At 69.9% G+C, this 18,938-nt stretch carries 21 protein-coding genes; 5 read left to right on the top strand and 16 right to left on the bottom strand.

The genetic code is table 11. The annotated features are described in order from the left end of the window. Positions 1 to 24: 24 nt before the first annotated feature. Positions 25 to 402, bottom strand: a complete 378-nt coding sequence (locus tag IU450_RS17775) for a PIN domain nuclease (RefSeq protein ID WP_195150869.1) — start codon at positions 400 to 402, stop codon at positions 25 to 27. 43 nt (positions 403 to 445) lie between these two features. On the opposite strand from IU450_RS17775, the gene IU450_RS17770 reads away from it, so the two are divergent. Then, the gene (locus tag IU450_RS17770) at positions 446 to 1,039 is read left to right on the top strand and encodes a YdeI/OmpD-associated family protein (protein ID WP_228834732.1); all 594 of its coding nucleotides are present in this window, start codon (positions 446 to 448) and stop codon (positions 1,037 to 1,039) included. A 180-nt stretch (positions 1,040 to 1,219) separates the two neighbouring features. Beyond that, complete coding sequence (locus tag IU450_RS17765) at positions 1,220 to 2,395, top strand: lipase family protein (protein ID WP_195150868.1); 1,176 nt, start codon at positions 1,220 to 1,222, stop codon at positions 2,393 to 2,395. 67 nt (positions 2,396 to 2,462) lie between these two features. Here the strand turns inward: IU450_RS17765 and dmpG are convergent, their stop codons facing one another. Genes dmpG through IU450_RS17745 form a run of 4 tightly spaced genes read right to left on the bottom strand, consistent with a single transcriptional unit; the run spans position 2,463 to position 6,847 of the window. Further along, complete coding sequence (dmpG, locus tag IU450_RS17760; protein WP_195150867.1) at positions 2,463 to 3,500, bottom strand: 4-hydroxy-2-oxovalerate aldolase; 1,038 nt, start codon at positions 3,498 to 3,500, stop codon at positions 2,463 to 2,465. Between the two features lie 12 nt (positions 3,501 to 3,512). Next, the gene (locus IU450_RS17755) at positions 3,513 to 4,418 is read right to left on the bottom strand and encodes an acetaldehyde dehydrogenase (acetylating) (RefSeq protein ID WP_195151077.1); all 906 of its coding nucleotides are present in this window, start codon (positions 4,416 to 4,418) and stop codon (positions 3,513 to 3,515) included. A 16-nt stretch (positions 4,419 to 4,434) separates the two neighbouring features. Continuing rightward, positions 4,435 to 5,220 carry a 2-keto-4-pentenoate hydratase gene (locus tag IU450_RS17750; protein ID WP_195150866.1) on the bottom strand — a complete coding sequence of 262 codons (786 nt, stop codon included), beginning with the start codon at positions 5,218 to 5,220 and terminating at the stop codon, positions 4,435 to 4,437. A 1-nt stretch (position 5,221) separates the two neighbouring features. Further along, positions 5,222 to 6,847, bottom strand: a complete 1,626-nt coding sequence (locus IU450_RS17745; protein WP_195150865.1) for an FAD-binding protein — start codon at positions 6,845 to 6,847, stop codon at positions 5,222 to 5,224. Positions 6,848 to 6,952: 105 nt separating this feature from the next. On the opposite strand from IU450_RS17745, the gene kstD reads away from it, so the two are divergent. Next, positions 6,953 to 8,662: a 3-oxosteroid 1-dehydrogenase gene (kstD, locus tag IU450_RS17740; RefSeq protein WP_195151076.1), complete on the top strand. Its 1,710-nt coding sequence runs from the start codon at positions 6,953 to 6,955 to the stop codon at positions 8,660 to 8,662. On the opposite strand, the gene IU450_RS17735 is transcribed toward kstD, so the two are convergent. Continuing rightward, positions 8,659 to 8,850, bottom strand: coding sequence for a hypothetical protein (locus tag IU450_RS17735; RefSeq protein WP_195150864.1), 192 nt, complete (start codon positions 8,848 to 8,850; stop codon positions 8,659 to 8,661). The two genes, kstD and IU450_RS17735, sit on opposite strands and share 4 nt — an antisense overlap. A 15-nt stretch (positions 8,851 to 8,865) precedes the next feature. Between IU450_RS17735 and IU450_RS17730 the strand changes: the two genes are divergently transcribed. Next, positions 8,866 to 9,732 (top strand): MaoC family dehydratase, encoded by an 867-nt coding sequence (locus tag IU450_RS17730; protein ID WP_195150863.1) that lies wholly within the window; start codon positions 8,866 to 8,868, stop codon positions 9,730 to 9,732. A 98-nt stretch (positions 9,733 to 9,830) separates the two neighbouring features. Here IU450_RS17730 and IU450_RS17725 read toward each other — a convergent pair whose 3' ends face one another. From IU450_RS17725 to zapE, 6 genes are all read right to left on the bottom strand, one after another. After that, positions 9,831 to 10,298 (bottom strand): hypothetical protein, encoded by a 468-nt coding sequence (locus IU450_RS17725; RefSeq protein ID WP_195150862.1) that lies wholly within the window; start codon positions 10,296 to 10,298, stop codon positions 9,831 to 9,833. Then, on the bottom strand, positions 10,295 to 11,569 hold the full coding sequence (locus IU450_RS17720) for a DUF58 domain-containing protein (protein WP_195150861.1): 1,275 nt from the start codon (positions 11,567 to 11,569) through the stop codon (positions 10,295 to 10,297). Before IU450_RS17720 ends, IU450_RS17725 begins: the two co-directional genes overlap by 4 nt. Continuing rightward, positions 11,566 to 12,528 (bottom strand): AAA family ATPase, encoded by a 963-nt coding sequence (locus tag IU450_RS17715; protein ID WP_195031995.1) that lies wholly within the window; start codon positions 12,526 to 12,528, stop codon positions 11,566 to 11,568. Before IU450_RS17715 ends, IU450_RS17720 begins: the two co-directional genes overlap by 4 nt. A 29-nt stretch (positions 12,529 to 12,557) precedes the next feature. Beyond that, positions 12,558 to 13,046 (bottom strand): hypothetical protein, encoded by a 489-nt coding sequence (locus IU450_RS17710; RefSeq protein WP_195151075.1) that lies wholly within the window; start codon positions 13,044 to 13,046, stop codon positions 12,558 to 12,560. 34 nt (positions 13,047 to 13,080) lie between these two features. After that, positions 13,081 to 13,998 carry a DUF4129 domain-containing protein gene (locus IU450_RS17705; RefSeq protein WP_324197713.1) on the bottom strand — a complete coding sequence of 306 codons (918 nt, stop codon included), beginning with the start codon at positions 13,996 to 13,998 and terminating at the stop codon, positions 13,081 to 13,083. 178 nt (positions 13,999 to 14,176) lie between these two features. Further along, positions 14,177 to 15,190 carry a cell division protein ZapE gene (gene zapE / locus IU450_RS17700; RefSeq protein WP_195150860.1) on the bottom strand — a complete coding sequence of 338 codons (1,014 nt, stop codon included), beginning with the start codon at positions 15,188 to 15,190 and terminating at the stop codon, positions 14,177 to 14,179. Between the two features lie 63 nt (positions 15,191 to 15,253). Here zapE and IU450_RS17695 point away from each other — a divergent pair, with 63 nt between their 5' ends. After that, on the top strand, positions 15,254 to 15,832 hold the full coding sequence (locus tag IU450_RS17695) for a TetR/AcrR family transcriptional regulator (protein WP_195150859.1): 579 nt from the start codon (positions 15,254 to 15,256) through the stop codon (positions 15,830 to 15,832). A 13-nt stretch (positions 15,833 to 15,845) separates the two neighbouring features. Here the strand turns inward: IU450_RS17695 and IU450_RS17690 are convergent, their stop codons facing one another. The 4 genes from IU450_RS17690 to IU450_RS17675 form a co-directional block, all read right to left on the bottom strand. Then, on the bottom strand, positions 15,846 to 16,283 hold the full coding sequence (locus tag IU450_RS17690) for an NUDIX hydrolase (RefSeq protein WP_195150858.1): 438 nt from the start codon (positions 16,281 to 16,283) through the stop codon (positions 15,846 to 15,848). Between the two features lie 40 nt (positions 16,284 to 16,323). Beyond that, on the bottom strand, positions 16,324 to 17,502 hold the full coding sequence (locus IU450_RS17685) for a lipid-transfer protein (RefSeq protein WP_195150857.1): 1,179 nt from the start codon (positions 17,500 to 17,502) through the stop codon (positions 16,324 to 16,326). Then, on the bottom strand, positions 17,495 to 17,914 hold the full coding sequence (locus IU450_RS17680; protein ID WP_195150856.1) for a MaoC family dehydratase: 420 nt from the start codon (positions 17,912 to 17,914) through the stop codon (positions 17,495 to 17,497). The genes IU450_RS17685 and IU450_RS17680 overlap by 8 nt, the downstream gene beginning before the upstream one ends. Before the next feature lie 70 nt (positions 17,915 to 17,984). After that, the gene (locus IU450_RS17675) at positions 17,985 to 18,920 is read right to left on the bottom strand and encodes a bifunctional MaoC family dehydratase N-terminal/OB-fold nucleic acid binding domain-containing protein (protein ID WP_195150855.1); all 936 of its coding nucleotides are present in this window, start codon (positions 18,918 to 18,920) and stop codon (positions 17,985 to 17,987) included. Positions 18,921 to 18,938: the final 18 nt, after the last annotated feature.

Genomic DNA, 18,938 nt, shown 5'->3' with positions numbered 1-18,938 from the left:
AGGGACCGACAAGTTGCACCCCGGCTAGCTCGAGCCGCGCCACTGGTGTGGCTGGCCGGTCACTGCGGCAATGCAGTCGAAGTCGTGGTCCCGGTGCAGCAGCGTCAGCCCACGCAGTTCGGCGGTGGCGGCGACGACCAGATCAACCGGGCCTACGCTGCGATGGAGTCCTCGCTTCGTCAGTTCTCCTTGCACAGTCCAAGCTCGGTCGTACGCGCGATCATCGACCGGCTCCCAGCCGAAGACTGCCCGCACTTCGTCGACCGCTTGTTCGCGGTCAGCCATGGAGCGTGCGCTGAAGAAGAACTCGAGTTCGGTTATCGGACACATGGCGATCAATCCCGCCGCGGCGGCGCGGCCGCGGCAGCCCCGGTGGTTCGTGGACGACGATATCCCTCCCAAAAGTGCTCAATCGTTGAGCACTTTGAGTAGGAGGATCGGGTGTATGCCCAGCACCGCACCACGGGAGACCGCCATGGATCAGTTCGACCCGACCAACGTTCTCACCTTTGCCGACGCGACCCGGTGGGAGAACTGGCTCGCCGCCAATCACGACCGGGCCGAGGATGTTTGGCTGAAGATCGCCAAGAAGGGAGCGGCGGGCGCCACGCTCACGATCACCGAGGCGCTCGACGGCGCGCTGTGCTTCGGGTGGATCGACAGTCACCGCCGCCGCCTGGACGCCGATCACTACCTCCAGCGGTATTCCCCGCGCCGACCGAAGAGCCCGTGGTCACAGGTCAACGTCGACAGAGCGGAAGCGCTCATCGCCGCCGGGCGCATGCACAGCGCCGGCTTCGCGGCCATCGCCGCCGCACGATCCGATGGGCGCTGGTCGGCCGCCTACGAACGCCAGCGCACCGCCACCTGCCCCGATGACCTGCGCGACGCGCTCCACGCGAATCCCCGCGCGCGAGACAGCTTCGAGCAGCTCGACCGCACTGCGCGGTACGCGGTGTTCCTGCGACTGATGAAGGCGCGGACGTCCGCCGAGCGCGCCACCCGGCTGCGCCGGATCCTCACGGAGTTGAGCGGATAACCGCACTCGCCGCGACGCGCGGGCCACACTGCGTTCCGCGCTCCCGCCGTTGCCGTACGCGCGGGGTCGTGCACAGCCGTCCACAACCGCGGATTTGAGTGACGTCGGCTCCTGCGCATCGGCGAGCTTGAGATATATTATGCAGCAAAGCAATTCGGGACGCGTATGCGAAGGAAGCCGATGCTCACCAACTGGTTCCGCCGTGCGGGCACGATCCCCAGGCCCCGGCGCTCGATAGCGCTCGTGCTCGCCGGGCTCGCCATCGCCACGGCGGAGACAACCGCGCATGCCGACGAGGTCGACCGGAGCGCCGCCACAACAGCGGGGCCGGGGTCGGTGGTCAGTTCGCACGACTTCCCGGGCGGGTGGGGCGACATCGAGCCCGCCCGGTTTCTCGAGTACGTCACCGAGGGCCCGACGGGAGCACTGACGACGGCGACCGGGGTGCTCGCAACACCGGCCGGGCCCGCGCCGGTGGACGGCCGGCCCATCGTCGCCTGGGAACACGGGACCAGCGGCCTCGGCCCGGCTTGCGGGATCAGCACGAATCCGCGATACGACGCGCCCATCGTCCGGAGGCTGCTCGAGCAGGGCTATGCGGTCGTCGCACCGGACTACGTCGGTCTCGGGGCGGGCGCGGCCACCGTGCACCCCTACCTCCATTCGCGCACCGAGGCCACGGCGACCGTCGACCTCGTGCGCGCCGCCCGGCACGTCGAGCCCGCGCTCGGACGCAGGTGGGCGGTGACCGGCGTCTCGCAGGGCGGGCACGCCGCGCTCAACACGGGCGAAATCGCCGACCACTACGCTCCCGAACTCGAATTCCGCGGCACGGCGGCGCTCGCGCCGCCGTCCAATATCGAGAAGATCCTCGCCGCGGCCGGGCCGTACATACCCGCGATTCCCGGTTTCGACGGCTTCACCGCGGTGTTCGCCGCTCTGTTGGACGGGGTGCGCCTCGGCGCTCCCGACGCGGTGGCATCCGTCCTGACACCCACCGGCACGCAGGCGCTCGCTCGCATCGACCGACGGTGCCAACCCGACTGGCCCGCCGCGGTCGAAGGCGTCTCGATCGGGGCGATGCTCGACCGGTCGGTGGCAGGCAGCCCCTTGGCCGACACCCTCACCCGCTATCTGCGAGTGCCGACCTCCGGATATCACCAGCCGCTGTTCCTCGCGCACGGCACCGCCGACAACACCGTTCCGCTTGCGCTCACCCAGGCGCTGCTCGCTCAATTCACCATCGCCGGAACGGAATACGAGTTCCACAGCTACAACGCCGACCACGAAGGGATCGTCGACGCCGCTTGGCCCGACGTGCTGTCCTTCCTCGGGGGTGTCCTCCCACCCACGTAACCGAAGCGCACCAGACATCGCGGCCGCGAACGGTAGTTCAGTTCGCGGCCCGCGATGTCCCAACCGGTCAGGCGGTGACGGTCGCCTTCTCTCGCTGCAATTCCAGCGCGATGTCGATGAGCTGGTCCTCCTGGCCGCCGACCAGCTTGCGTTTGCCCGCGCGGACGAGCATTTCGGCGGCCGAGACGCCGTAACGCTCGGCTTGGCGTTCGGCGTGCTTGAGGAAGCTGGAGTAGACGCCCGCGTAGCCCATCATCAGGGCCTGGCGGTCGAGCAGGCACTCCTGGGGCATCGCCGGGCGGACGACGTCTTCGGCGGCGTCGGCGATGGCGAAGAAATCGATGCCGGTCTTCACGCCGAGCTTGTCGCACACCCCCACCAGCGCCTCGACCGGCGTGTTGCCCGCGCCCGCGCCGAAACGGCGTGCGCTGCCGTCGATCTGGGTGGCGCCCGCGCGGATGGCGTAGACCGAGTTGGCGACGGCGAGATCGAGGTTCTCGTGGCCGTGGAAGCCGACCTGCGCGTCGTCGCCGAGTTCGGCGACCACCGCCGCGACCCGGTCGGAAACCTGCTCCAGCACCAGCGCTCCGGCGGAGTCGACGATGTAGACGCACTGGCAGCCCGCGTCGGCCATGATGCGCGCCTGCTTGGCCAGCACCTCCGGCGGCTGGGTGTGCGACATCATCAGGAAGCCGACCGTCTCCAGCCCGAGTTCGCGGGCCAGGCCGAAGTGCTGGATGGACACGTCGGCCTCGGTGCAGTGGGTGGCGATGCGGCAGATCGACGCGCCGTTGTCCTGGGAGATCTTGATGTCTTCCTTCACCCCGACGCCGGGCAGCATCAGCACGGCGATCTTCGCGTGCTTCGCCGTCTCGGCCGCGATGGTGACCAGTTCCTGCTCCGGCGTCTTGGAGAAGCCGTAGTTGAACGACGAGCCGCCCAGGCCGTCGCCGTGGGTCACCTCGATCACCGGGACGCCCGCGCCGTCCAGCGCCGCCACGATGTCCCGGACCTCGGTGGCGGTGAACTGGTGGCGCTTGTGGTGGGATCCGTCGCGCAGCGAGGTGTCGGTGACGCGGATGTCGAGTTCTGCTGAGTAGGCCATTCGAATAGCTCCTTACACCCGGGCCGTGACGATTTGTTCGGCGATGACCTCGCCCACCTGCGTCGCGGCGGCGGTCATGATGTCGAGGTTGCCCGCGTACGGGGGCAGGAAGTCGCCCGCGCCCTCCACCTCGACGAACACCGACACCTTGGCCAGGCCGCCGGAGACCACCGACGGTTCGTCGAACTGCGGCTCGTTCAGCAGCCGGTAGCCGGGCACGTACTGCTGGATGTCGGCGACCATCCGGTGGATCGAGTCGGCGATCGCGTCGGTGTCGGCGTTCTCGGGGATGGCGCAGAAGATGGTGTCGCGCATGATCATCGGCGGCTCGGCCGGATTCAGGATGATGATGGCCTTGCCGCGCTGCGCTCCGCCGATGGTCTCGACGCCGCGGCTGGTGGTCTTGGTGAACTCGTCGATGTTCGCCCGCGTGCCAGGACCCGCGGAAACCGACGACACCGACGCGACGATCTCCGCGTACGGCACCGGGACGACCCGCGACACCGCCGCGACGATCGGAATCGTCGCCTGGCCGCCGCAGGTGATCATGTTGACGTTCGGCGCGTCGAGATTCGCGCCCAGGTTCACCGGCGGCACGACGGCGGGGCCGACAGCGGCGGGTGTGAGGTCGACGGCGCGGATGCCCGCTTCGGCGTAGCGCGGGGCCGCGGCGCGGTGCACATACGCCGAAGTCGCCTCGAAGATCAGGTCGGGCAGTTCGGACTGCCCGAGCAGCCAGTCCACGCCCTCGTGCGAGGTCTCCAGCCCGAGCCCGCGCGCCCGCTTCAGGCCCTCGCTGTCCGGGTCGATCCCGATCATCCAGCGCGGCTGGATCTTCTCCGAGCGCAGCAGTTTGTAGAGCAGGTCGGTGCTGATGTTGCCGGACCCGACGATCGCGGCGGTGACGGTCCCGTTCACGGACACGACAGCCTCCCTAGGTGAATTGCAGACGGACAGAGCCGAGTCCGGCGAACTCGGCGTGGAACGCATCGCCCGGACGGGCGTCGATGGCGCGGGTGCACGAGCCGGGCAGCACGATGTCACCGGCCTTCAGCCGGACGCCGAAACTCGCGACCTTGCGCGCCAGCCAGGCCACCGCGATCACCGGATCGCCCAGCACGGCATCGCTGCGGCCTTCGGCGACCACCTCGCCGTTGCGGGTGAGCACCGCGTCGATGGCCTTGACGTCGATGTCCTTCGGTGCGACGCGCTGGGCGCCGAGCACGAAGCCCGCGGAGGACGCGTTGTCGGAGATGGTGTCGGCCAGGCCGATGTTCCAATCCTTGATCCGCGAGTCGATCAGTTCGATCGCGGGTGCGAAGGCGACCGTGGCGTCGAGCACGTCCGCTTCGGTGCACTCCGCGCCGGGCAGGTCCGCGCCGAGCACGAAACCGACCTCCACCTCGACGCGGGGGAACAGGTAGCGGCCCGCTTCGACCGGAACGTCCTCGTAGACTTCCATTTCCGCGAGCAGGTGGCCGTAGTCGGGCTCGTCCACGCCCATCATCTGCTGCATGGCCTTCGAGGACAGGCCGACCTTGTGCCCGACCACGCGCGCCCCGTCGGCGAGCCTGCGCCGGATGTTGATCAGCTGGATCTCGTAGGCGTCGACCACGTCGATGTCGGGGTGGCGAGTGATCAGCGGATCGATCGCCACCCGTTCGCGCTCGGCGCGCTCGAGTTCGTCGGCCAGTTCGGTTCGTACCGCGTCGGACAGCACGCTAGTTTCCTTCCACAGTTGCTTTTTCCAGCGCCGAGACCTGCTCGCCCGCCGCGGACCGGCCGGCCCTGCGGCCGGAGAAGACGCAATCGGCCAGCGACAGCCCGCTGACGTAGGACTCGGAGCACACGCCGAGCGCGGTGCGCCCGGCGGCGAAGAGCCCGGGGATGTCCTCGCCCTCGCCCGTCTCGACCGCGCCGGTGCGCTCGTCCACGACGACGCCGCCGAGGGTGAGCATGGGGCACGGGTTGGTCAGGCTCGGTTTGATGCCCACATCCAACAACCAGAACGGTCCGGTGCGGACCGGTTCGGTGAACTCGGCGGGCTTGCCGACCGGATCGGGGGCGCCGGTCTCGATCGCGGTGTTGTGCGCGTCGACCGTCGCGCGCAACCCGGCGGGATCGATGCCCGCCTTCGTCGCCGCTTCCTCCAGGGTGGCGCCGCGAACCGCGGTGCGCCGCATGGTTTCGAACTGCCCGCGCTGGAACCACGCGCCCTGCTTGCCGATCTGCCCGATCGCGGTGCGCATCAGCGGGCCGTCGGCCAGCAGCCAGCCCTTGCCGTCGTGCTCGGTGATCAGGGCGTTGCCCACCGCGGCGCCGTAGCGCGTCTCGTCGATGACCCGGCGACCGGCGGCGTCCACCAGCAGCGCAGCGGTGAAAGCGCTGGGCGGGAGCAGGAATCGCCACGCGGAGACGTTGTCCATGCGGTCCACGGCCGCGCCGACCTGCTGCGCCATCAGGATGCCGCTGCCGTCGTCGGCGGTGGTGCCGAGGGCGAGACCGCCGTGGAAGGCGGGCGCGTACTGCCGCACCATGTCGCGATTGGCGATGAAGCCGCCGGCGCACAGCACCACCCCGCGCCGCGCGAGGACGCGAATCGTACTGCCGTACCGGCGTTCCATCCGGTCCAGCCGCTGTTCCAGTGCGCGCCGCAGCGGCGGGTAGTAGATGCCCGGCTTGGCCGCGATGTTCGCCATGCGCGTGTAGCGGTCCCGGACCCGGCCGGGGGCGTCACGCAGGGTGTGGCACTCGACGCCTATCACCGCGCCCGTGCCGTCGGTGATCAATCGGGTAACCCGGGTGAGGGTTTCCACGCGGACTCCCGCCCGGGATGCCGCGGCGGCGAGCGGGCCGGTGAGCTTCTTGCCCGAGGTGCCTCTGCCCTTCACCCGATGTCCGCGCTGAGCGGCCGGGATGTCACGGAACGCGCCGGATATCTCGCTGCCGGAGTAGTACAGGTAGTAGCGGTCGTTGGGGTAGGAAGTCTTGTACGGGCACAGCGAGGCTTCGAACGGGACGCCGTGCGCCTTCAGCCACTCGATCAGCTCCGGGCTCTCGTCGACGAACTTGCGCAGCGTCTCGGGGGTGACCGCGCCGCCGACCTCACGCTCGAGATAGGCGTACATCGCCTCCGGGGTGTCTTCGACCCCCGCCTCCCGCTGTACCGAGGTGCCGCCGCCCGCGTAGATGATGCCGCCGGACAGCGCCGAGGTGCCGCCCCCGGCGAAGCGTTCGAGCACGAGCACCTGCGCGCCCGCCGCGGTCGCTTCCAGCGCGGCCGCCGCGCCCGCGGCGCCGTATCCGACCACGACAACGTCGGTGGCCAGGTCCCATTCGAGGCCCATGTTCTTAACTCCGGTCTGAAACTGAAACAAGTTTCCTCGACAAACGGAACGTCGAGCAAGTCTTCTGCCACACAACATAGACCAATGGCGCGTCCATTCTATAACGTGTTCTACATGACAGATCGGGAATACGACGTGGTGGTGGTCGGCAGCGGCGCCGCCGGCATGACCGCCGCCCTCACCGCGGCCCAGCACGGGCTGAGCGTGGTGGTCATCGAAAAGGCCGCGCACTACGGCGGGTCGACCGCGCGCTCCGGCGGCGGCGTGTGGATCCCGGGCAACAAGGCGCTGCGCGCGTCCGGTCGGCCCGACGACCGCGAGGACGCGCGGACCTACCTGCACAGCATCATCGGCGACGTCGTGCCCAAGGAGCGGATCGACACCTACATCGATCGCGGCGCGGAAGCCTTCGACTTCGTGCTCGACCACACGCCGCTGAAAATGCGCTGGGTGCCGGGCTACTCCGACTACTACCCCGAGGCGCCCGGCGGACGCGCCGCGGGACGCTCGTGCGAACCGAGGCCGTTCAACGCCAAGATCCTCGGTGCGGAACGCTTCAACCTGGAGCCCGCCTACAGCAAGGCTCCGCTGAACGTCGTGGTCACCCAAGCCGATTTCAAGCAGCTCAATCTCATCCGGCGCCATCCGCGCGGCATGCTGCGCGCCATGCGGGTCGGCGCGCGTACCACCTGGGCCCGGCTCACCGGCAAACATCTGCTCGGCATGGGACAGGCGCTGGCCGCGGCGCTGCGCAAGGGCTTGCTGGACGCGAACGTGCCGCTGCTGCTGAACACCCCGCTGACCAAGCTGATCGTCGAGGACGACCGCGTGGCAGGCGTCGAGGCCGAACACGAGGGCGAGACCGTGCGTTTCACCGCCCGGTACGGCGTGGTGCTGGCCAGCGGCGGATTCGAGCACAATGCCGAGATGCGGCACGCCTACCAGCGCGAGCCCATCACCACCGAATGGACCACCGGCGCCCCCGCCAACACCGGCGACGGCATCCGCGCCGGTCTCGAACTCGGCGCGGACATCGACATCATGGCCGACGCGTGGTGGGGGCCGACCATCTTCAAGGGCGGCAAGCCCTGGTTCTGCCTGGCCGAGCGCAATCTGCCCGGCTGCATCATCGTGAACGCCGACGGTGAGCGTTTCGGGAATGAGTCCGCTCCTTACGTCGAGGCCGTGCACACCATGTACGGCGGCGAGTACGGCCAGGGCGAAGGTCCCGGCGAGAACGTGCCCGCGTGGCTGGTGTTCGACCAGCGCTACCGCAACCGCTACATCTTCGCCGGGCTGCAGCCCGGCCAGCGGTTTCCGTCCCGCTGGATGGAAAACGACCTCATCGTGCAGGCGCCGACCCTGGCCGAGCTGGCCGCGAAGATCGACGTGCCGGAGCAGAAGCTGGCCGCCACCGTCGAACGGTTCAACGGTTTCGCGGCCACCGGCGTGGACGAGGACTTTCGCCGCGGCGACAGCGCCTACGACAAGTACTACGGCGATCCGACCGTCAAGCCGAACCCCTGCCTCGCTGCGCTGGAGCAGGGCCCGTTCTACGCGGCCAAGATCGTGCCCGGCGACCTCGGCACGAAGGGTGGGCTGGTCACCGACACGGCCGGGCGGGTGCTGCGCGAGGATCGGACGCCCATCGAGGGCCTGTACGCCTCCGGCAACGTCAGCGCCCCGGTGATGGGCCACACCTACGCGGGACCCGGCGCCACCATCGGCCCCGCGATCACTTTCGGCTACCTCGCGGTGCTGGACATCGCCAAGCGCAAGAAGCAGCAGCCCGCCGCGGCGACGGCGGGGGCCTAGACCGCGGTGCGGGTCGCGCCGGACCCGAGCGTGACCCGCGCCGCGCGGTCCGCCGCGCCGCCGCACGCCGATCCCGCCGACCGGACGACGCACTGGCGAGCCGCTGTCGGGCCGCGCAGGATCGTCGGCAGGGCGATTTCCGGCGCGGCCTCGCTCGCGGCCCGCGGCCCGGATCGATCCACAATCATGCACAAGGAGAACTGATGCCCATCGACCCGAAGATCGCGCTCGGCGCGGAACTGCCGAGCCGGGAGTTCGCCTGGACACCCTCGGACGTGCAGCTCTACCAGCTGGGCCTGGGCGCGGGTACGCGCTGGACCGACCCGGCCGAGCTGCGCTATCTCGACGATCGTCAACCGCAGGTGCTGCCGAGCTTCGCCACGGTGGCGGCGACGGTGCACGAGACCGAGCCGCCGAAGGTGAGCTTTCCCGGCATCGAGATCGACTTGGCGAAGGTGGTGCACGGTCATCAAGAGGTCCAGGTGCACCGGCCGATCCCAGCCGCGGGCAAGGCGACCAAAGCCAGCCGGATCGCCGAGGTGTGGGACAAAGGATCGGCGGCGGTCATCGTGCAGGAGCACACGGTCACCGGTTCCGACGGGGCGCCGCTGTGGACCGAGCGCTCCTCGATCTTCGCCAAAGGTGAGGGCGGCTTCGGCGGCGAGCGGGGCCCCAGCAACAAGTCCGAATTGCCCGACCGCGCACCGGACTTCGACGTCACCACGCCGACGCTGCCGCAGCAGGCGCTGCTCTACCGGTTGTCCGGAGACCGCAACCCGCTGCACTCCGACCCCGAATTCGCCCGTGCCGCCGGATTTCCCGCGCCCATCCTGCACGGGCTGTGCACCTACGGCATCGTGTGCAAGACCGCGACCGACACCGTGCTCGGCTCCGACGCGAGCCGCGTCACCGGGTTCCGAGCCCGTTTCGCCGGCGTGCTCTACCCCGGCGAGACGATCCGCACCCGGATCTGGCGGCAGGACGACGAATTGACCATCGTCGCGACCGTCGTCGAACGCGACGACGCACCGGTCCTCAACGACGTCACCCTGCGCTTCCGGCCCGCCTGAGCGGTGGTTTCACGCCGCGCGACGGCACGCCACGGCGGCACAGTTGTCGGGTGGCGTGCCCACACCGCGGCCGGTGGCGCTGCCCGGATCGGCGGGCGTCAGATTCCGTTTCCGTGGGAGGCCGGAAGTTCTCGGTCGCCGCGCTCGCGGCGTGCGGCGACACCTTGGATCACCAGCGCGTACAGCACGACGACCAGCACCGGTGCGGCCAGCGGGGCCCAGGCCAGGCGCAAGGGGACGAGGGCCGCGCAGACCGCGGCCGCCGCGAAGCCGACCGCTCCGGCCACCGAGGGGATCGTCGTCGGCACGACGCCGTGCGGGGCGGTCACCGTCGCTGCGTTGAGCAGAAAGGTCGTCGCCACCAGTCCCGTTGCGGCGGAGGCGAGCACACCGGCGTCGGCGATCGCCAGCACGCCGAGCGCGAGCAGCACGGCACAGACCGCGAGCGGCCGGAACCACCAGCCGAGCGCGACGAGCAGCAGAGCGGGAAGGCCGCTCCACGGCTCCAGCAGCGCCACCGACGCCACCAGCAGCACCCCGGAGAGAACGGCGAGGAATCTGGTCATCGGCGCACCCGTACCGTCCTGCGGTGCTCCGGGAGCGCCCGCATGATCTGGTCGAGGCGCGCGTCCTGCGGCCACGCCACGATGTCGACGCCGACGGTGCCCATGTCCCGGTACATCGCCGCGCGCTCCAGCTGCCACATCCTGGCCAGGGTCGGCTCGAGGTGCTCATGGAACGGCGGCCCGCGCAGGACGTCCACCACGACCACCACGTGCCCGCGCTTGCGCAGATCGATCAGCGCGAGGGCGAACTGGGTGTCCAGCAGGGTGGAGAACGCCACCACGATCGCGCCGAGCGGTACGGCCGCGTGTGGGGCCAGGGTGCCGGTGGTCGGGATGTGCTCGTCGCCGACGTCGAGCACGGTGTCCACGATGCGGTAGAACTGGCGGCGCCCGATGTCCGGCCGCAGCCAGCGCGGCTCCTGGCCCAGGCAGACCACCGCGGTCCGATCGCCCGCCTGCAAGGTCGACTGCACGACCTGCGCCGCGCCGCGCACCGACAGCTCCAGCGAATCGGTGGCCGGTCCCGGCGCCTGCTGCGAGGTGTCCACCAGCACCACGACGTCCGCCGAGCGGTTGGTCAGCCGCTCGGTGACGTACAGCCGCCCGCGCCGCGCGCTCACCGGCCAGTTCACGATCCGCAACTGGTCGCCGGGCGCGTAGGCGCGGATGTCCGCGTACTCGACGCCGGGACCGTGCCTGCGGGTCAGGTGGGTGCCGAGCCGCTCGGGCAGTTCGGTGCGCGGCAAGCGCATTCGCTGCGGATCGGTGATCGGATAGACGAACAGTTGGCCTGCGGGCAGCACGGCGGTGGCGACCGCCAGCCCGGCCGGGCTCAGCGCCGACACCCGCACCGACACCGGATAGCGCCCCCACCGGCCCGCCGAGAGCGCGAGCCGCAACCCCGCCGGCGCCACACCGGAATCGCTGGCCTCCTCGACTTGGATCCCCAGCCCCGTCGAGCTCTCCGGTTTCAGGCGCAGCAGCGCGTGCCCCTTCTCGACGAAGGCGGCGACGGTGAGCACCACTTCCTCGGTCTCGAAACAGCGCAGTATGCCGCCGCCGTCGACCTGGATCCTGGTCGAGGACTGCTGCCAGGGCGCGGTGGCCAGCACGCCGAGCAGCGGAGCGGCGAACACGATCAGCTGCCACCTGCCGAGGACCACCGCGAGCACCAGGGCCGCCGCGGCGCATCCCGCGAGCATGAAGACCAGCGGGGCGGGCCGCCAACGCAATTCGGCGTCGACCGCGGAGCTGGCGTCGCGGTGCCTCATGTCACGGTGGCGCGCGGGACCGGCAGACGGCGCAGCAGTTCGGTGATCACGTCCTCGCCGCGGATGCGGCGCACCCACATCTCCGGCCGCAGCGTGATCCGATGCGACATGGCCGGGATCGCCAGCGCCTTGACGTCTTCGGGAATCACGTAATCGCGGCCGAGCAGCAGCGCCCGCGCCCGCGACATCTGCACCAGATCGAGTTCCGCGCGCGGGCTCGCGCCGACCTCGACCTGCGGGTGTCCCCTGGTCGCCGAGGCCAAGGCGACCACGTAACTGACCACGTCGGGATGCACGGTCACGTATTCGACGGACTGCCGCATCTCCAGTAGCCCGTTCGCGTCCACGACCTGGTTGACCTGCGGCTGCTGCGCGCCGCGCTCCAGCCTGCGCCGGATCATCTGGGTTTCGTCCTGCTCGGACAGGTATCCCAGCCGCAGCTGGATGGCGAACCGGTCCAGCTGGGCTTCCGGCAGCGGGTAGGTGCCCTCGTACTCGATCGGATTGTCGGTGGCCAGCACGACGAACGGCTGCGGCAGCAGGAACGTCTCGCCGTCGATGCTGACCTGTCCCTCGGCCATCGCCTCCAGCAGCGCGGCCTGCGTCTTCGGCGGGGTGCGGTTCACCTCGTCGGCCAGCAGCACGTTCGTGAACACCGGGCCCCTGCGGAAGGTGAACCGGCCGGAGGACATGTCGTAGATCGTCGAGCCCAGCAGGTCCGCGGGCAGCAGGTCGGGGGTGAACTGCACGCGGGTGAATTGCAGCCCGAGCGCGGCCGCGAACGATCTCGCGATGAGCGTCTTGCCGAGGCCGGGTAAGTCCTCGATCAGCACGTGCCCACCGGACAGCACGGCGATCATGATCAACTGCAACTCGTCCTGCTTGCCGACCACGACCCGGGACAACTCCCGGAGCACGGCCTCGCTGCGCTGGATGGTCACGTCCATCGGCATGGTCATTTGTGTACCCGCACTTGCCTCAACCCATTTCACATTCTCTGCAGGCGGCTCAGGATCTCGTCCAGCGCCGCACGTCCCGGTGCCCTGCTGGTCTGATCTCGAAGGGCCGAATTGGCCGGATCCACCCACCGCCACAGTTCCGGCCCGAATTGGTGGATACCCGCCGTCTCGACCGCTCTGCGGTTCTTCGCCACCCGCTGGCCGCTGGACAACTCGAACTCCTTGGCCAGCAGTGGACGCAAGTGCCGGTCCCAATCGGCACGTGTACCGTCCGCGCGGTCGGCGAGCATCTGCGCCCTGGCGTGCCAGCGCTGCAGCATCTCCGCGGGGCCGTTCTCCATATCGTCGATCCGATCCTCGCCCCTGGCCTCGGCGCGCTCGAGCAGCGACCAGATCAGCCAGCCCAGCGCCAGCGCCACCGGGATCCCGGCGACGACCAGCAGCAACCCGCGAGCGCGTTCGACGGCCACCAGCTCGATCACCCCGACGACGATCACGCAGGTGATCACCACCCCCATCCGGTTCACGCCGTGTCCTTTCTCGCCCGGCCCGTCATGCGGGCACCTCCCCTTGCAGGTCGGCGAGCACGATGCGCAGCAGTTGCTCGGCCCGCATGCGCTGCCACTCGAGCATGGCGTGCGGGCTGAACCTGGCCTCCTCGAACAGGGCGACCAGCTCGCGGGCGGACGCGTCGTGCAGCGCGCCGCGTTCGAACGCGCGGGCCAGCACTTCCATCGGGGTGTCCGAGATGAGCGGGGCGGCGGAGCGGTCGGAGGCGAGGCCGCGCTCCATCGCGACGTAGCACGCGATGATCGCGGTGCGCGGGTCCTGTCCGGGCGCGTTCATCGCGGCCAGCCCCATCTCGGCCGCGCGTGCCAGCGAGTCGGCCACGGTGGGTGCCGCCGCGGCCGCGGGCGACGGGGCGGGCACCGGCTTGCGCCGGGAGGACACCGCGACCACGACCAATCCGCTCATCGCCACCGTCAGCAGGCCGACGGCCGCGATTCCGGCCAGGACCAGCGCCGTCCCGGTGAGCTGCGTGGATGAGGGGTCGTATTCGGCGGGCGGCGCGGTCCCCGGCTCCGGCGCGGCGCCCGTGGTGGTGGCGGGCGCCGCCGGGCGGGCCGGTTCGCTCGGCCCGCTCGCGCCGATGAAGTAGATCGCCGACGCCGCCGCGAGCAGCAACGCGAGCAGTGCGAGCGCGCCGAGCACCGCCAGACCGGCTCGCCCGAGCCGCCACTGCCTGCGCTCGTCCTCGCGTTCCGGTTCTGGCATGGCCAGCGGCAACCGGTGCTGGCTCGCGATCACGCCGGCCAGCAGGATCACGATCGACACCGCCAGCAGGACCGGCATGAGCGCGACCGACAACGCGGACGGAGCATGCCTGCGCGGCTCGGTTTCGGTAATTCCTGGGATGTATCCGTGCAGGGCGATGGCGGCAAAAGCCAGCAGCGTGATCAGCACGATCACGCGCGATATCGGCGCTCGCGCCCGGGCCACTGCGTACCACCAAATCTGAGTACTGCACAAAACAGCCACATAGTTACATGCCGGGTGGTCCGCTCGGGATGGAATGGAATACTTCGGAGTCCCTCCTCTTAAACTGCGACTGTGCCGGGGAGCCGACAGGCGGCCGTCGCGGCCGCGACTACCGGGTGATTTCGGGCGAGGATTGGGACAATTCACAAAGTCGGCTCGTCAAACGTGAGATATCCGGCACCTCCCGGACGCCCCACGCCAGCTCGCCGAGCACCGAAGACGCGACGACGGTGAGTTCCCGATCGGCGTCATAGAGAACATCGACCACGTTCACGAAACGCATCGCCCAGTCGGGCGGAACTTCGCACAGCAGCGGTACATCCCGGATTTCCCAACGGCGAAATCGTTGGGCCAGTGCAACATAATCCGCCGCGGAGGTTGGGACTCCGCACAATGCCGCGAAGTCGATGACCAGCGTATCGTCGTCCGCCGCAATGGCGTGCAATCTTCGAGCGCCGACGGATATCTCGACGGCTGATCCGTTCTCCCCTTGTGCCGCATCGGTATTCCACGCGCCCGCGGTCGAAATCCACGGCCTGTACCACCGTGGCGCCACGACGTATCGCCCAGCCGCGAATCCGGTGCGGGGACCGCGAGAACCGAGGCCGCGATAGTCGATCGCGCCGTCCACCGCCACCACGTCCATGCGCGCGAGGATGCGCTCGATCGTCGGCACGAACCGGTCGTGGAACAGCGGATTCGGCAGCAGCTCGGCCGGCGGGTAGTTCGAGGTCACCACCAGCACGATGCGGCGGGCGAACAGGGCGTCGAGCAGTCGCGCCATCAGCATCGCGTCGCCGATGTCGTGCACGTGGAACTCGTCGAAGCAGACCAGCCGGGCGTCGCCGAGCAGCGCGTCCACGGCGGCGTCGATCGAGCCGGACGCGTGCGCCGCGGCGTGCAGACCGGCGAAGAACCGGTGGAAGTGATAGCGCCGCTTGTGTGGCGAGGCCACCTCCGCGAAGAACCGGTTCATCAGCATGGTCTTGCCGCGCCCCGGCCTGCCGTAGAGGTAGATGCCACGATGACGCCGCACCAGCCTGCCGCGGCGGTCGACCAACTCCCGCAACCGCGCCGCCGCCAACTGCTGGCCGGAATCCCACTGGATGACATCGGGTTCCATGACACCTCCTCGTCCTCTACATTTGTAGAGGACGGGACCGCGCGGCGGCCAGGAAGGGTGATCATGTCCACAGGCGACCGGCGTGTGCTCCTCGTCGACACGGCCATCGAACTGATCGCGACGCGGGGCCTGCGGGCGCTCACGCACCGAGCGCTGGACGCCGAGCTCGGCCTGCCCGGCGGGTCGGCCTCTTACTATTTCCGCACCAAACGCGCCCTGATCGAGGCCATCGTGGACCGGATCACCACCCGCTCGCGCGACGATTTCGCCGCCGCCGCGCTGGCGCCGACCGGCGCCGCGACGCCCGGGGCGGTCGCGGAGGCCATCGCCGCCTGGCTCGACCGGCTGCTGGCCGAGCGGCGCGCCCACCTGATCGCCCGCCACGCCCTACTGCTGGACCTACTGGACGATCACGACCTGCGTCCCCGACTCGCGCACAGCCTGTTCTCCACCGAACGCGCCCGGGAACTGTTCCAGGCCATGGGCGCTACCGACCCCGGCGCCAGGGCCGACGACTTCGTCGCCGTGGTCGAGGGCGCGGTGTTCGACCGCTTCGCGGGCAACCGCACGGCCTTGCGCCCGAACACCTCGGAGAGCGTGCGGCAACTCGCCCGGCTGCTCGGTCCCCACCTGGGCGCCTGACCGATGCCGCCACTCAGTCCGGCCAGCCCCGCTGACTGTAGGTCGCTCCGGTGCGGTAGCCACGGATGCCCGCGGCCGGGTAAGGAATGAGCGTTTCCGGCAGGTTCAGGAGCGGAAACCACCGCAGCTCGTAAGACTTGTCGGGCTCGCGGTTGACCGGTTCGCCCGACCAACGGCGAGTCTCGAAGAACAACCCGACCCGAGCCTCCCGCCCGGAATCGACGACGTGCGCGGTGTGGACATGCCGCAGATCCGCCGGGTCGATCACCACTCCGACCTCTTCGCACGCCTCGCGGACCACCGCGGCCAGCGCCGACTCCCCTACCTCCAGCTTCCCGGCCGGCAGGTGCCACAACCCGTCGAACTCGTCCGCACTGCGCCGCCTGCTCAGCAACAACTCCTCGCCGCGCAACAACAGCACGTGCACGTCCACCAGATGCCGGGCCACCACCGCAACCAACCTACGCGCCCGCCCGTCGCCCCGACGCGACTCAGCCGGTGGTGAGAACGAGCCCGGAGGTCGGGACGCCGGTGCCTGCCGTGACCAGGACGTTGGTCGTGTCGGGTACCGGGTTGACCGAGGTGCCGCGAATCTGGCGCACGGCTTCGGCGATGCCGTTCATCCCGTGGATGTACGCCTCGCCGAGCTGGCCGCCATGGGTGTTCAGCGGCAGGCGGCCCCCGACCTCGATCGCCCCGTCGGCGATGAAGTCCTTCGCCTCGCCCCGGCCGCAGAAGCCGAGCTCCTCCAGTTGCATGAGGACGAACGGGGTGAAGTGGTCGTAGAGGATGGCGGCCTGCATGTCCCGCGGACGCAATCCGCTCTGCGCCCACAGCTGATCGCCGACCAGGCCCATCTCCGGGAGGCCGGTCATGGCGTCGCGGTAGTAGCTGGTCATCACGTACTGGTCGGCGCCGGACCCCTGGGCGGCCGCGGCGATGACCGCGGGCCGCTGCGGCAGGTCGCGGGCCCGTTCGACGCTGGTGACCACGATCGCGACGCCGCCGTCGGACTCCTGGCAGCAGTCCAGCAGGTGCAGCGGCTCGGCGATCCAGCGGGAGTTCTGGTGGTCGGCCAGGGTGATCGGCTTGCCGTAGAAGAACGCCGCCGGATTCACCGCGGCGTGCTTGCGATCGGCCACGGCCACCCGGCCGAAGTCTTCGCTGGTAGCGCCGTAGACGTGCATGTAGCGCCGGGCGACCATCGCCACCTGCGCGGCCGGTGTACCCAGCCCCTGCGGGTAGGACCAGCCCGCGTCGATGCCCGAGGAGGTGGGCGCGGTGGCCAGTGCGGTGGAGAACTGCCCGAACCGCGACACCGACCGCTCGTTGAACGCGCGATAGGCCACGACGACGTCGGCGATTCCGGTGGCCACCGCCATGGCGGCCTGCTGGATGGTGGCGCAGGCCGCGCCGCCGCCGTAGCCGATGTGGCTGAAGAACTTCAGCTGCGGAATGCCGACCGCCCTGGCCACGGCGGCCTGCGTGTTGGTGTCCATGGTGAACGTGGTCAGGCCGTCCACGTCGGCGGGTGTCAGGCCCGCGTCGGCCAGCGCGGCGGTGACCGCCTCCGCGGCCAGCCGCAGTTCGCTGCGGCCGGAGTCCTTGGAGAAGTCGGTGGCGCCGATGCCGACAACGGCCGCGCGGCCGGACAATTTCTGCTCAGTCATCGGCGCTCCGCAACGCGATGACGGCCGTGGCCGTGATGTGGTCGCCCAAGCTGTCCTTGCCGATCACGTCGATGTGTATGTCGTCACCTTCCAGCGCGGTCACCGTGCCGGTCAGCGTCAGCGTGTCCCCCGCGTACAGCGGCACGCCCAAGCGCAATGCGATCGACTTGACGATGGCGCGCGGGCCCGCCCAGTCGGTGACGAAGCGCTGCACCAGGCCGGTGTCGGTGAGGATGTTGACGAAGATGTCCTTCGACCCGCGCGCGACGGCCTTGTCCCGGTCGTGGTGCACGTCCTGGAAATCCCGGGTGGCCAGCGCGGTGCTGATCACGAACGTGGGATCGGCGTCGATCACCAACTCCGGCAGCGCCGTGCCGACCCGCACGGACTCCGGTTGCACGGTGGCGCTCACGGTGTCTCCCTCCTCGCCTGAGCGGTGCCCTGCGTGGTCACGCTTCGCTGCCGCCTCCGGGCCTGACCGCTCATGCGACCACCTGCCACACCGGCAGGGTCGCCTCGTCGTCGAGCTTCTCGAAGCCCACCTCGACCGGCAGGCCGACCCGCACCTCGGCCGGGTCGATGCCGCGCAGTTCGCCCAGCATGCGCACGCCCTCCTCCAATTCGACCAGCGCCACCACGAACGGCAGCTGCCGTCCCGGCACCTTCGGCGCGTGGTGCACGACGTAGCTGAACACGGTGCCGCGCCCGGAGGCGACGACGTAATCGGTCGGTTTCGACTTGTCCTGCCAGATGGCCGGGATCGGGGGATGCCGCAGCGATCCGTCCGGCAGCCGCTGGATGCGCAACTCGCCCGCTTTGGTCCCCTCCCAGAAGAACTCGGTGTCCCAGGAGACCAGCGGCTTCACCCGCTCGCCCGCGGCCGGTTCCGCCGCCGCGGTGCCGGGCGCGAATTTCAGCAACCGGAACAGCATCTCGGCGACCACTTCGTCGCCGACCCGCCAGGTGGTCCGGAAGGTGACGAACCACCCCTCGCCCAGCGCGGTGCGCTTCGGGCCGCGGACGTCCGACAGCGTGCTGGTGACCGAAACCTGCTCACCGACATTGAGGTAGCGGTGGTAGGTCTGCTGACAGTCCGTGGCCACCACGGAGGTGTAACCCGCGGCGTCGAGCAGCTCCGTGGCCGCCCCCATCGGGTCGTCGGCGGGCCGGGACCCGTTGAGCCCGAACATGGTCCACACCTGGGCCATGGCCGGCGGCGCGACGATGCCCGGATGCCCCGCGGCGCGCGCCGCCTGTTCGTCCACGTAGATCGGGTTGGCGTCGCCGAGCGCCTCGACCCAGTTGTTGATCATCGGCTGGTTCACCGGGTCACGCCCGAATCGGGGCGCGCACTCACCCGCCGCCCGAATCGCTTCGGCGGCGGCGACGATCGCGTCCGCAGTTGTGGTGTCCGGCACGCGCGGCTCCTTCACTCG

The organism is Nocardia abscessus (genome assembly GCF_015477775.1).
Lineage (GTDB): Bacteria > Actinomycetota > Actinomycetes > Mycobacteriales > Mycobacteriaceae > Nocardia > Nocardia abscessus_A.
The sequence above is the reverse complement of the archived record's forward strand: the minus strand, read 5'-3'. Positions and strand labels throughout refer to the sequence as shown.